The sequence below is a fragment of the Rhodospirillales bacterium genome (genome assembly GCA_023898805.1).
Classification (GTDB): Bacteria; Pseudomonadota; Alphaproteobacteria; order Micavibrionales; family UBA1664; genus UBA6145.
In genome coordinates, this window is sequence record CP060260.1 from 348,739 (window position 1) to 360,644 (window position 11,906).

The following is an 11,906-nucleotide window of genomic DNA, read 5'->3' on the forward strand; positions in this document are numbered from 1 at the left end:
GGTGATTCGGCTCTGAATCACTACTTCCAACCTGTTGATTCTCTGGTTTATTCAGCCTGTGTCCCTGCCCGTGTTCCAGCCCGCCGTCGATTTCCGCTTTGCCGCACTGCGGCACGCGAAACGGGTCTGGACCATTCCCTCGATTCATGGCGAGGTCGAACGCCTTGCCCGCCTGCACGACTCGCTGATCGGCCAGATCCGCCCCGGCGACCGCATCGTCTATCTGGGCAATTATATCGGCGTGGGCCCGGAATCCGCGCCCGTGATCGACGAAATTCTGGCTTTCCGGCGCATGGTGCTGGCCATCGCGGGCATGCAGCCCGGCGATTTCGTCTATCTGCGCGGACAGCAGGAGGAATTGCTGCAACGCGCCTTCCAACTGCATTTCGCCTCCAGCCCGTGGATGGTGTACGAATGGATGCTCGATCAGGGACTGGCCCGCACGCTTGAATCCTATGGTATCGACGCGCGCGAAGGGCTGAACGCCGCAAGCGCCGATTCGGCCCGCCTTGCCCGCTGGACCGGCTTCATGCGCCACATGGTCTACCGCCATGCCGGACACGACATATTTTTCCACCAGCTTAAGCGCGCGGCCTATACCGCCCACACCGCCGCGCCGATGCTGTTCGTCAACGCGGGGGTCAAGACCGACCTGCGGCTTGAGGATCAGGGCGACCGCTTCTGGTGGGGCGGCGACGATTTCCAGACGATCAGCGATGCCTACGACCCCTATGCGCGGGTCATTCGCGGTTACGACCCGCAACGCCGAGGACTTTACATAAATTGCGTAACCGCGACCATGGACAATGGCTGCGGCTTTGGCGGCTCCCTCGCCTGCGGAGCGTGGCAGGCCGACGCTTCGGTCGGCCCCATCTTCGAGGCATAACCGGACGCCTGTTACAAAAAGCTTACATTTCGCCTTTTAAAGACCTCAACTCGCCCCAAAATTTAATCGATTTCGGATGCAACCTTTTCGTTGTCCGGTGCGTAGGTTCCTGTGCCCGGCTGACCACACACAAAGAGGTGTCCCATGGCCCATATCGACGATCCCCGCACGCATAAAGCCAATCTGGACTATATCCGCGACGCGATGGACATCCCCCTTCTGAGCAAGGAGCAGGAACAGGAACTGGCGCGCGCATGGCGCGACAATCGGGACGAACGCGCCATGCAGACGATCATCGGCGCGTATCGCCGGCTGGTTATCGCCATGGCGGGCAAATTCCGCCATTACGGCCTGCCCATCGGCGACCTGATCCAGGAAGGCAATATCGGCCTGATGGAGGCGGTCAACCGCTTCGACCCCGACCGCGACGTGCGCTTTTCGACCTATGCGTCGTGGTGGGTGCGCTCGTGCATGCAGGATTACGTGCTGCGCAATTGGTCGATCGTGCGCACCGGCACGACGTCGGCCCACAAATCGCTGTTTTTCAACCTGCGCCGCCTCAAAGCCAAAATCGCCAACGACCCCGGCGTGCAATATCTGGACACGGAAGGGCGCGCGAAAATCGCCAACGAACTTGGCGTATCGCAACAGGACGTCGAAACAATGGACATGCGCCTTTCCAGCGGCGACCAGTCGCTGAACCTTCAGGTTGGCGAGGACGGGGACACCGAGCTTCAGGCCCTGATGCCCTCCGACGCGCCGAACCCGGAAGACGTGGTTATCGGCATGAAGGACCGCGAAAGCCGGTCGCGCTGGCTTAACGAGGCGCTGGCCGAACTGAGCGATCGCGAACAGCGCATCATTCGCGAACGGCATCTCAGCCTCGAACCCGTGACTTTGGACGAACTTGGCAAGGTGCTGGGTGTATCGAAAGAACGGGTGCGCCAGCTGGAATCGCGCGCGATGCACAAATTACGGGATTCGATGGCGACCCACGTCGCCGCGCATGACGAGCTTTTTCTGGAAGGGTAAACACCGCCCTGCGAAGCGGGCGGCCCCACGCTGCCCCTTCCGGAAAACAAAGAAGGCCGGACACATCCCCTCGCGTCCGGCCTTCTTCTTTTTTACCGCCCCTGGCTCTATCGCTTTTTGCGCGGCGCGGGCGGGGTGATGGTTTTCTCGATGACGTCGCCGTCGATCGCTTCCAGATCGTGCAACACTTCCTCGGCCGCCGGGTGGACATTCGGCCCGTGCGCCACCGCTTCGGCCATCTTGCGGTCGGCGGCGGAGCGGCGGAAGAAATGCACCTCAACCCCTTCGTGGCGCATCAAAACGTATTGCTGGATGATCGAAAGCGTATTGCTCCACGACCAGTAGATGACAAGCCCGGCCGGGAAATGCGCCATCAAAAGCGTCATCATCACCGGCATGAACGACAGGATGCGCGCCTGTGTCGGGTCCTGCGCCGGCGGCTGCATCCGCTGCTGCATGAACAATGTCAGCCCCATGATGATCGGCCACACGCCGATATTGATCAGCTGCGGCGGGTCCCAGTGTATATGCCCGAACAGCGTCGCGACCGACAGCGGGTCCGGCGCGGACATGTCCTTGATCCAGCCGAAAAACGGCGCATGCCGCATGTCGATATTGATATACAGCGTCTTGTACAGCGCGAAGAAAATCGGGATTTGCACCGCCAGCGGCAAACAGCCCGCCATCGGATTGACGTTCTCTTTTTTATACAGCGCGAAGATCGCCTCTTGCAGCTTCGCACGGTCGTCGCCGAATTTTTCCCTGATCTCGGCCATCTCCGGCTGGATTTTGCGCATCCGCGCGAAACTGCGGAACGATTTTTGCGCCAGCGGAAACACCGCCAGCCGCACCAGACAGGTAAAGATCAGCAGCGCGATGGCGAACGACCCGGTTTCATGCCCCAGCCACGACAGGACATGCGAAAACGGAATGGTCAAAAACCACAATTTGCCGAAATCGATGACCAGATCGAAACGCGGAATATCGAGGCTCTTTTTATACGCGTTCAGAACGCTGAGCTTCTTGGGCCCGACATAGGCATGCGTAACCGTTTGCGCGCTGGCCCCCGGCGCGATGGTGGTCGCGGCGCCGGTCATATCGACCTGATAGGTCGGGACCGCGCCTGCCGCCCCGGCGGCGCGGATGAAGCGATAGGTCCGCTCGCCCGACGGAATCAGGCCGGAAAACCAATATTTGTCGGTAAACCCGGCCCAGCCCTGCGTACCCGTAAACGTCTGCTGCGGCTTTTTATCAAGGTCTTTATAGGCGACCTCGTGCAGATCGCTGCCGATATACCCGATCGGCCCTTCGAACATCACCGCGTTCTTGACGAAATCCTCCGGCAGCCCCTGCCGCGTCACGGCGGCATAGGGATACAAGGTCACCGGCGCGCTGCCGGTATTGGTCACGCTTTGCGTGACCGTGAACATATACTGGTCGTCCAGCGCATAGGTACGCTCGAAATTCAGCCCCTTGCCGTTCGACCAGCGCAAGGTCACCGGATGATCCTTGGACAGCGGCGCGTTCGCGCCCGACACCTGCCACGCGCTTTGCGCGTCGGGCGCGATTCCGGACTGATCGGAAAGCCAGCCGAAATCGACGACCATCGGATTCTTTGTGCGCATCGGCGCCAGCAGCGTGACCGGATTTTCCTGTGCGGTGGTCACGAAGTAATGCCGCAATTCGATGTCGTCGAGCCGCCCGCCCTTGAGCGCCAGCGACCCCTCAAGGTCCGGATTGTCGATGGCCACGCGCGGGCTAAGCGCCAGCGCCTGCGTTTCGTCCAACACGCTTCCCGCCGACTGCGATATGCCCGGGGCGTCGGTCGCGGCCGCCTTTTGCACGGCTTGTTCCTGCGCCGCCTGTTCGCGCAACGCCTTCATCTTGGGCTGGTGCACGAAAATGTCGTAAAAGAAATAGGCGGCCAAAGCGCAGATCAAAAAGATGATTAGATTGCGTTTGTCCTCTGGGTGCATCTGGCCTTGTTGCTGCATCGGGATGAAATCACTCGTCTTGGTGGGTGGTACGTTCGGGCTGGCGGGATTTGGGTTCCGGCACCGGGTCGTATCCATGGCGCCCTGACCACGGATGGCACACGGCAAGCCGCTTTGCGGCCAGCCACAGGCCGGTCAATGGACCATGTTTTTCAAGGGCCTGCAAGCAGTATTCCGAACACGTCGGATGAAACCGGCAACGCGGCCCGATCAGCGGCGAGATCAGGTATTGATAGGCCCGCACCGGGGTCTTAAGCAGCGTGATGGCGATCCGTCGAATCATGGCCTGTCACCTCCAGCCGGCGCAAACACCAGCGCAAATCCTTGAGCAGCGTGGCGAACGGGCAGCTCGCGGTCGCTTCACGCCCGATCAGCACGATGTCGACCGGCGTCTGAATTGCCCCTAGCGCCAGACGCGCCGCGGCCCGCAACCGGCGCTTGACGCGGTTGCGCACCACCGCCCCGCCCAGTTTTTTGGTCGCTGTGATGCCGATGCGCACACCCGGCCCGGCATTGTCGTCCAGTTGCACGATGACGCTGGGCGATATCCATTTACGGCCATCGCGCAGCCGCAAAAAATCAGACCGCCTCTTCAGGCGGTCGATCTTGTTTTTTTTGGTGATGTCGGCGCGCAAAGGCGGGCCAAATCAGGCGCTCAGGCGCGCGCGGCCTTTCGCACGGCGGCGGGCCAGCACCTTGCGGCCGTTTTTGGTGGCCATGCGGGCGCGGAAACCGTGGCGGCGCTTGCGCACCAGTTTGCTGGGTTGATAAGTGCGTTTCATACGTATTACTCCTGAATTCCGTGATCTGGCCCGCTTTATAAGGCACATGCCGTATAAAAGTCAAACCATTCACATGCCATTAACGTTTTTCGCCCTATAACTAGAAAATAGGATCAATTTTAGAAAAAGGCATATCACCGTGGCCCTGTTTCTTTCTTTTGCCGTTACGGCTCTCGCCATCTCCCCGGTTTTCGCGCTTGCGGGCTGGTTTGCCCGTCCGGCTCTCGAACCCGTGCGCGTGCGCGTGCACGCCAACCGCGCATTCCGCCACTGATTTTCCTGTCAAACCTGCCAAAGAGGGCTTTTCCGCCCCCGTCTTTATCCCTATACTCCTGAAATACAAGGCAAACGCTTAAGGAATCTCCATGTTTAACGACGATGATAGCTGGAACCCCGTCACCGGCGAGGAATTGCAGGGTTTTCTCACACAGGTCGGCACGATCGACGGCAAGCACCGTACCGCGGCCGACACGACCACCGTATCCTGGCGCACCCTGCCCTTTTACGAACAGGTGGTGCTGATCCGCCTGCGCGACCGGTCATGGCTGCCGGAAAACCTGTCCATCTATTACCTCGCCAATCAGGGCAACCTGACCCGGCTTGACGGCACCAGCCCCCCGATTCACCAGACCAACGCCGATGCCCCGATCCGGCTGAACGACGACAACATCCTCGATTACCTGCGCTTTTTCTGCTTTTTCGTGCGCGGCGAGGACGGACCGTTTCTGGTCGCCGAAAGCATGGATACGCACGGCCTGCCCCAGAACATGGACGACACCACCCGTCGCGCGATCGAAGGCACGATTCGCCCCGCCAGCTTTGAAGGCAAGAACGCCGAAGGTTACTGGCTGTGCGACGCCATCGTCTTTTATTCGAACGCGCTGTTCTTTTCGAACTTCGCGATCCAGCCCACGGGCATGATCGAAATGACCGACGACGACCCGCTGGCCCAGGATTTGCCGGTGCGCGTCGACGCGCCCATCGCCTAACGGACATTCAAACCGAATTTAAAACCCCGCCCAAAAACGGCGGGGTTTTTTCGATTTGCGCCAAATACAAATCGGCGTCAGGCGCGTTCTTTCTCAAATTTTCGCAAAATGGTTTCCAGCGTACGGGTCTGGGCCGGCGTAAGCTGGCGCAAACGCATCAGCATCACGCGCTCGCTTTCGCTCAATGCCGGGGCATAGCCTGCGAAATCGGCGGGGTCGATCTGGAATGTGTTGCACACGCGCAGCAACAGTTTTTCGGGCAGCGGTTTTTCCCCGGATTCGATCGCCACGATCTCCGCCTCCGGCACGTTCAGGGCGCGGGCGAAGGCGGCGGGGCCAAGCCCGGTCAACCGCCTTATGGATTGCAACGGATGGCGCGGCGCGGAAGTTTGCGCCGGTGCCGCGTCGTTGCTGGCCGCGCCCGGGGCGCGAATGCCGAAAATCTCAAGCCCGCAGCCAAAATATTCGGCCAACGCCAGCGCGGTCTTATACCCGAGATCGGCGGGCACGCCGCGGGTCAGGTATTGCTGGATATAAGCGTGGTTCTTGCCGATCGCGCGCGAAACGGCAGACATGTCCAGCCCGCGTTCCGCGATCAAGCGGCGCAGGGCATTGCGGATTTTATCGTTAGTGACGGCGTGTTGCATTGATAGGAATTTACCTCTTTGATTGGCGCGCGTCCAGTTTTGGTTTAAATATTTTCTGCCCATGGGAATGATCGACGGTCTGGAAACCATTCGCGCACAGGCGCGGCTTTTGCCCGAAACACCCGGCGTCTATCGCATGCTGGGCGCGGACGACGCGCCGCTTTACGTCGGCAAGGCGCGGGCGCTCCGGCGCCGCGTCACCTCTTACACGCGCTGGGACCAGTTACCCAAACGGCTGCAACGCATGGTGTCCGAAACACTGCGTATGGAAATCGTCCACACGCATACCGAGGTCGAGGCGCTGCTGCTCGAAGCCAACCTGATCAAGACGCTGCGCCCGCGTTACAACATCCTGCTCAAGGACGACAAATCCTTCCCCTATATCCGCATTTCGCGTACCCACGACTTTCCGCGCATCGAAAAATACCGCGGCGAACAAACCGAAGACGCCGATTATTACGGACCGTTCGCATCCAGCCATGCGGTCAACGAAACCATCGCGACCTTGCAACGCGCGTTTTTGCTGCGCAACTGCACCGACGCCATTTTCAATGCGCGCACGCGACCGTGCCTGCAATACCACATCAAACGTTGTACCGCGCCATGCGTCGGGTATGTCGACCGAACCGCCTATCAAGCGCAGGTAGCTGAAATCCGCGCTTTTCTTTCCGGCGAAAGCCGTAAAATCGTCGAACGCCTTTCGCACGCCATGCAAGCCGCATCCGAACGCATGGATTACGAAGAAGCGGCCATGTACCGCGATCGGGTACAGGCGCTTTCCCACATCCAGTTACAGCAAGACATCAACGTGCAGGGCATGGGCGACGCCGATGTCTTTGCGCTGGCCCGCGACGGTGCACAAATCTGCGTGCAGGTGTTCTTTTTCCGCAAGGGGCAGAATTTCGGCAACAAATCTTACTTCCCGCGCGCGGCGGCGGATAACGGCGACGCGGAAATTCTTGCTGCGTTTTTGCCGCAATTTTACGCAAGCCGCCTGCCCCCGCGCGAAATCCTGCTTTCCCACGCTATCGACGAAGCGACATTGATCGAACAAGGCCTGCGTACGCTTCACCGGCTAAACTTCGGAATAAAACTGCATGCGCCGCTTCGCGGCGACCGGCGGCGCATGGTGGATTTCGTCGCCGACAACGCGCGCGCCGCGCTTGAACGGCACAAAAGCGAACGCGCGGGCGATGCGCTTGGCCTTGCCAGGGTGCAGGCGATTTTCGGCCTGGGCGAAGAACCGCAGCGTATCGAAATTTACGATAACAGCCACGTTCAAGGCACCAATAAGGTCGGCGCGATGGTGGTGGCCGGGCCGGAAGGGTTTCGTAAATCCGCCTATCGCAAGTTCAATATTGAAACCACCGAAGCCGGGGACGATTTTGCAATGATGCGCGAGGTCTTTACACGCCGCTTTACCCGCGCGCTTAAGGAGGGACGCCAGGGCGACCCGCAAATCTGGCCCGATCTGGTACTGATCGACGGCGGGATCGGACAGCTGAATAGCTGCATGCAGGTGCTGGCGGAACTCGGGATTGCCGAAGCGTTTTGCGTGGTCGCGATTTCAAAGGGCCCGGACCGCAACGCGGGGCGCGAGTTTTTTCATCGTCCGGGGCACAAGGCGTTTCAGCTCGATCCGGACGACAGCGGCCTTTTATACATGCAGCGTCTGCGCGACGAGGCGCACCGCTTCGCCATCGGCGCGCACCGCGCCCGGCGCGGGCGGGCGATGCTGGCATCAAGTCTGGACGAGATTTCAGGCATTGGCGCCGCGCGCAAAAAGGCGCTGCTTGCGCATTTCGGCTCGGGCAAGGCGGTGGAACGCGCGGGCCTCAAGGATCTTGAAGCCGTGCCAGGTATCAGCAAGACCATCGCAAAGCTGATCTACGACCATTATCAAGGCAGTTAAAAAATCCTTACAACATACTTATATCAAACAGAAAACGGCGCATGGGTTGCGCCTTGAAATAAAGTTGAGATTTATCGGGTATTTATCTGTCCGGACTGGAAAAACCCGGCTTTTAAAATTCCATGCTTTGAATCTTGCTTTTCGCGAAACATGCATGTTAGGGTCCATCCCATCGCGTGAAATTCACAACAGTTTTCGTGTCGGCTCCGGCCGGTTTCCCGCGTCATGTGCAACTTAAAAAACCTGGGGTTAACGCGGTGTTTCATAAGCGAAATCCACAAACCACTTTTCCTGGCACGCCGGGCCAGAACCAGACCGCATCTGGAAACGAGACGGCCTCGGCCTATCTTCCACCGCGCGATGTGCGTGGTCCGACCGGCACCCAGCCGGGAACGGCCAGCCGCCCAACCAGCGCCCCAATCAGCGCACAGAATAATAGCGTCCACCAAACCCCATATAAACCCAGCCCAACCCCAACCAGCAATGAAGGACCCAGCGCCATGAACGCTCTGAACACCCCCAACGAAAACGCCAACGCCCAATCCGCCCCGGCGGGCCGTCCGATGGACATTCCGGGCTCGATGCCGTATGGCCGCCCGATGACCCCGGGCATGGGCGCGGGCTATGGCGCGCCGACCTCCTACAACCCCTATGGTTCGGGCCGCAAGCTGATTATCGGCGAAGGCATCACCATGTCGGGCGAAATCGAACATTGCGACCACCTGATCGTCGAAGGCACGGTTCAGGCGACCTTGAAGGACGCCAAACTGCTCGACATCAGCGAAGCGGGCGTGTTCTACGGCACCGTCGACATCGAAGAAGCGACCATCGCCGGCCGCTTTGAAGGCGACATCACCGTCGCGGGCCGCCTGACCGTCAAGGCATCGGGCGTGATCACAGGTTCCATCCGCTACAAGGAACTGGCGATCGAGGCCGGCGCGTCGATCGAAGGCACGCTGTCCCCGACCGGCCCGCGCAAGGGCGACGATCAGGTCGCTGCCGCCGACTTCTCGAAAGGCAAGGCCGTGGCGAAACAGGCGCGCGAAGCCGCCAACAAACCCAATGAACCGCTGTTCGGCGACAAGGGCAACAACGCGGCTTCGGCGGCCTGATAGGCACCCATGTCACCCGTCATGTCCTTCATGCGGGAGATGTTTTTTCAAAAAAATTTCCGCGACCGGTGCACCAGCGCCGGTCGTGTCGTTTTACGCCCTTCCCTGCTTGCCGCGCTGGTGCTTGCAGCGACCGCGGTGCTTGGCACCAGCACACTGCGCGACCCACTGCAGACTTTCGTCACCCAGGCGCGCGATGCGGGCTTGGCCGCCGGGACCGCGCTTGCGAACCCCGCCGATCCACGCGCGCTTACACGCACGGCGCTGCTGCGCCGCGTAGCAGGAAACGCCGACGCGGTTCGGGATTTAAACCGTGCGCAATTTGGCGTGCTGTTCGGCCCACCCGATCTGCGGCGTATCGAAGCGGAAACGGAATCGTGGCATTATGTGGCGCCCGCCTGCGCGCTCGACGTCTATTTCCAGCGCGGCGCCCTCCATCCGGCCTATGCCGAATATCGCGTGCGCGGCGATGCGCAAGGCGCGCGTGCGGATGCGGACTACCATGCCTGCCTCTCGCAGCTTTACGCACAGGCCGGAAAGGAAGTCCCACGCGAACACGCGCGCGTACAAGCCGATTTCAGGAATTTTATGCTCAATTCCGGGTATAAGTGACGCTCAACGTCGCGCTGGCCAGTGCGTGCTCGCGCAGCCACGCGATGGTGGACGGGCCCGTCTGACTGAAAGGATAGAATTCGTACCGGTCCGGCATCGCATAAACGGTGAATTCGTAATGATGCGTTTCGCCGCGCGGCGGACAAGCCCCGGCATAAGCGGAATTACCGTATGAATTGCGCATCAGCGCGGCATTGCCGGGTAAAGCATTCGTCTTGCCGCTGGCGGAATCGGGCGACAACACATAAGCGCTGTCTGGAATATTAAGCACAGCCCAGTGCAAAAACCCGCCATTGGGCGCATCGGGATCAAACATGCTGACAGCGAAACTGCGCGTAGCGGCGGGCGCGCCCGACCATTCAAGCGACGGCGCGACGTTTTGACCGTTGCATCCATGGGCATCGTCGACCGCCGAGCGGGGAAGCGCGCCCCCGTTCTCCATCTGCGAACTGATGATCGCGAAATAGCGACCATTCCCATCGGCACCACCCGCGCCGTAAAGCGCATAAGCGGGAACGGACGGCAACAAAAAGGCGACCCCAAGGGCGAAAGTGTAAAGCGCACGGCGCATGACCAAAAATATAGCACGCCCCCGCCCCACGGCCAGCGGCAAGTGGATTCAGAGTGTTTTTGCGGTAAAACGGCACACGGATGCGATAGGACAGGCGGCACAGTTTGGCTTGCGCGCGGTGCAGATATACCGCCCGTGCAGGATCAACCAGTGATGCGCGTGCGAACGGAACGGCGCGGGGATGCGTTTTTCAAGGTCGGCCTCCACCGCCTCCGGCGTCTTGCCGCGTGACAGGCCCGCACGGTTCGCGACGCGAAAAATATGCGTATCGACCGCGATCGTGTCTTGCCCGAAAGCGATGTTGAGCACGACATTCGCGCTTTTGCGCCCCACCCCGGGCAGCGTAACCAGTTCCTCGCGCGTTTGCGGCACAACCCCGCCGAATTCGCTTACAAGCTTTTGCGAAAGCAGCCGGATATTCTTCGCCTTGGCCCGGAACAGGCCGATGGTCTTGATGCAATCGCGGATTTGCGCCTCGTCCAGCGCCGCCATTTTTTCAGGCGTATCGGCCAACGCGAACAGCGCGGGCGTGGCCTTGTTCACGCTTTTATCCGTCGCCTGCGCCGAAAGCACCACAGCGACCAAAAGCGTGAATGGGCTGGAATAATCCAGCTCGCCCTTCGGCTCCGGATTGGCGGCGCGCAGCGTGGTGAAAAGCGCCGCGATTTCCGAAGGCTTGAGCAACCGGTCGCACAAAATCGTCATGCGCCGATCATGGCGGCGGCGCATGACCTGCGCAAGGGGAAGCGTCAACGCACCGCCATCGGCATCGGCATCGTATCGAAAACGGTCGACGGCGTAACGATGGCCAACATCGAACGGTCCAGCGCCTCCCGCGCGGGAGCGATAGGCGCGAATACCGGAGCCTGTGCGATCAGACGCCCTTGCGGATCGCGCATGGCATAAAATTTGTGATTTCCGATGCGGCAAAGAAAACGACGATTCCAGCGCGGATTGACGTACAACGCATGAAAGTGCAGCGCCCGGTCGGCGCAGGTATGGATGTTATCCAGATCGTTAAACACTTCTTGAACTTTCGGCGTGCCGGAACCGGACGCCGCGCCCTGGAACTGATCTTCCGCATACACGACGCCGCAGGCGGTCCTTTTACCCCCAAAAGCCGCGCGCTTGCGATTAATGATGACCTTCATCACGGCGGCGATACCGGCTTTCGGCTCGCCGCGCGCTTCCCGCGCCGTCGTGCCAAGCAGGCAAAGCTTGTCCTTATGCGTGGCGATGGCGGAATGGTTGCTGGCAGAGGCTTTTTTGTCGCCTTGCATGGCCGGCGTGGCGCATCCCGCAAGGGTCGCCGCCGCCAATATGACACAAAGCGAAACACGGGACGCGGATTTAACGCGCATGTTCGACC

14 protein-coding genes are annotated in these 11,906 nt (G+C 60.3%); 6 read left to right on the top strand and 8 right to left on the bottom strand.

Translation table 11 applies throughout. The features are described 5' to 3' along the window. Positions 1-142 precede the first annotated feature (142 nt). Positions 143-886, top strand: coding sequence for a hypothetical protein (locus H6866_01805; GenBank protein ID USO08551.1), 744 nt, complete (start codon positions 143-145; stop codon positions 884-886). A gap of 144 nt (positions 887-1,030) precedes the next feature. Further along, a complete protein-coding gene (locus tag H6866_01810; protein USO07981.1) occupies positions 1,031-1,918 on the top strand; it encodes an RNA polymerase factor sigma-32 in 888 nt (295 codons plus the stop codon). A 107-nt stretch (positions 1,919-2,025) separates the two neighbouring features. Here the strand turns inward: H6866_01810 and yidC are convergent, their stop codons facing one another. The 4 genes from yidC to rpmH are packed head-to-tail and all read right to left on the bottom strand — an operon-like array spanning position 2,026 to position 4,694. Next, the gene (gene yidC, locus H6866_01815) at positions 2,026-3,990 is read right to left on the bottom strand and encodes a membrane protein insertase YidC (GenBank protein ID USO07982.1); all 1,965 of its coding nucleotides are present in this window, start codon (positions 3,988-3,990) and stop codon (positions 2,026-2,028) included. Then, the gene (yidD, locus tag H6866_01820) at positions 3,923-4,195 is read right to left on the bottom strand and encodes a membrane protein insertion efficiency factor YidD (protein ID USO07983.1); all 273 of its coding nucleotides are present in this window, start codon (positions 4,193-4,195) and stop codon (positions 3,923-3,925) included. Before yidD ends, yidC begins: the two co-directional genes overlap by 68 nt. Next, a complete protein-coding gene (rnpA, locus tag H6866_01825) occupies positions 4,164-4,547 on the bottom strand; it encodes a ribonuclease P protein component (GenBank protein USO07984.1) in 384 nt (127 codons plus the stop codon). The genes yidD and rnpA overlap by 32 nt, the downstream gene beginning before the upstream one ends. 12 nt (positions 4,548-4,559) lie before the next feature. After that, positions 4,560-4,694, bottom strand: coding sequence for a 50S ribosomal protein L34 (gene rpmH / locus H6866_01830; protein USO07985.1), 135 nt, complete (start codon positions 4,692-4,694; stop codon positions 4,560-4,562). A 365-nt stretch (positions 4,695-5,059) separates the two neighbouring features. Between rpmH and H6866_01835 the strand changes: the two genes are divergently transcribed. After that, positions 5,060-5,683, top strand: coding sequence for a hypothetical protein (locus H6866_01835; GenBank protein USO07986.1), 624 nt, complete (start codon positions 5,060-5,062; stop codon positions 5,681-5,683). Positions 5,684-5,760: 77 nt separating this feature from the next. Here H6866_01835 and H6866_01840 read toward each other — a convergent pair whose 3' ends face one another. Continuing rightward, positions 5,761-6,330, bottom strand: coding sequence for a transcriptional regulator (locus tag H6866_01840; GenBank protein USO07987.1), 570 nt, complete (start codon positions 6,328-6,330; stop codon positions 5,761-5,763). A 61-nt stretch (positions 6,331-6,391) separates the two neighbouring features. Here H6866_01840 and uvrC point away from each other — a divergent pair, with 61 nt between their 5' ends. The 3 genes from uvrC to H6866_01855 all read left to right on the top strand — a co-directional run bounded on the left by uvrC (position 6,392) and on the right by H6866_01855 (position 9,966). Continuing rightward, positions 6,392-8,242, top strand: coding sequence for an excinuclease ABC subunit UvrC (uvrC, locus tag H6866_01845; protein ID USO07988.1), 1,851 nt, complete (start codon positions 6,392-6,394; stop codon positions 8,240-8,242). Between the two features lie 500 nt (positions 8,243-8,742). After that, positions 8,743-9,354, top strand: a complete 612-nt coding sequence (locus tag H6866_01850; protein ID USO07989.1) for a polymer-forming cytoskeletal protein — start codon at positions 8,743-8,745, stop codon at positions 9,352-9,354. 39 nt (positions 9,355-9,393) lie between these two features. Beyond that, entirely contained in the window at positions 9,394-9,966 is a 573-nt protein-coding gene (locus H6866_01855; protein ID USO07990.1) for a hypothetical protein, read from the top strand. On the opposite strand, the gene H6866_01860 is transcribed toward H6866_01855, so the two are convergent. Genes H6866_01860 through H6866_01870 form a run of 3 tightly spaced genes read right to left on the bottom strand, consistent with a single transcriptional unit; the run spans position 9,947 to position 11,898 of the window. Beyond that, a complete protein-coding gene (locus H6866_01860) occupies positions 9,947-10,537 on the bottom strand; it encodes a YbhB/YbcL family Raf kinase inhibitor-like protein (GenBank protein USO07991.1) in 591 nt (196 codons plus the stop codon). The genes H6866_01855 and H6866_01860 overlap by 20 nt on opposite strands. 48 nt (positions 10,538-10,585) lie before the next feature. Next, on the bottom strand, positions 10,586-11,266 hold the full coding sequence (gene nth / locus H6866_01865) for an endonuclease III (protein ID USO08552.1): 681 nt from the start codon (positions 11,264-11,266) through the stop codon (positions 10,586-10,588). Between the two features lie 20 nt (positions 11,267-11,286). After that, positions 11,287-11,898, bottom strand: a complete 612-nt coding sequence (locus H6866_01870) for a cell wall hydrolase (protein ID USO07992.1) — start codon at positions 11,896-11,898, stop codon at positions 11,287-11,289. Positions 11,899-11,906: the final 8 nt, after the last annotated feature.

Bases quoted from the DNA above. Each gene is read 5' to 3' on its own strand.
- H6866_01835 (USO07986.1), top strand. From the start codon at position 5,060: ATGTTTAACGACGATGATAGCTGGAACCCCGTCACCGGCGAGGAATTG.
- rpmH (USO07985.1), bottom strand. From the start codon at position 4,694: ATGAAACGCACTTATCAACCCAGCAAACTGGTGCGCAAGCGCCGCCAC.
- nth (USO08552.1), bottom strand. From the start codon at position 11,266: ATGCGCCGCCGCCATGATCGGCGCATGACGATTTTGTGCGACCGGTTG.
- H6866_01840 (USO07987.1), bottom strand. From the start codon at position 6,330: ATGCAACACGCCGTCACTAACGATAAAATCCGCAATGCCCTGCGCCGC.
- H6866_01850 (USO07989.1), top strand. From the start codon at position 8,743: ATGAACGCTCTGAACACCCCCAACGAAAACGCCAACGCCCAATCCGCC.
- yidC (USO07982.1), bottom strand. From the start codon at position 3,990: ATGGATACGACCCGGTGCCGGAACCCAAATCCCGCCAGCCCGAACGTA.
- H6866_01855 (USO07990.1), top strand. From the start codon at position 9,394: ATGTTTTTTCAAAAAAATTTCCGCGACCGGTGCACCAGCGCCGGTCGT.
- H6866_01870 (USO07992.1), bottom strand. From the start codon at position 11,898: ATGCGCGTTAAATCCGCGTCCCGTGTTTCGCTTTGTGTCATATTGGCG.
- H6866_01860 (USO07991.1), bottom strand. From the start codon at position 10,537: ATGCGCCGTGCGCTTTACACTTTCGCCCTTGGGGTCGCCTTTTTGTTG.
- H6866_01810 (USO07981.1), top strand. From the start codon at position 1,031: ATGGCCCATATCGACGATCCCCGCACGCATAAAGCCAATCTGGACTAT.
- yidD (USO07983.1), bottom strand. From the start codon at position 4,195: ATGATTCGACGGATCGCCATCACGCTGCTTAAGACCCCGGTGCGGGCC.
- uvrC (USO07988.1), top strand. From the start codon at position 6,392: ATGGGAATGATCGACGGTCTGGAAACCATTCGCGCACAGGCGCGGCTT.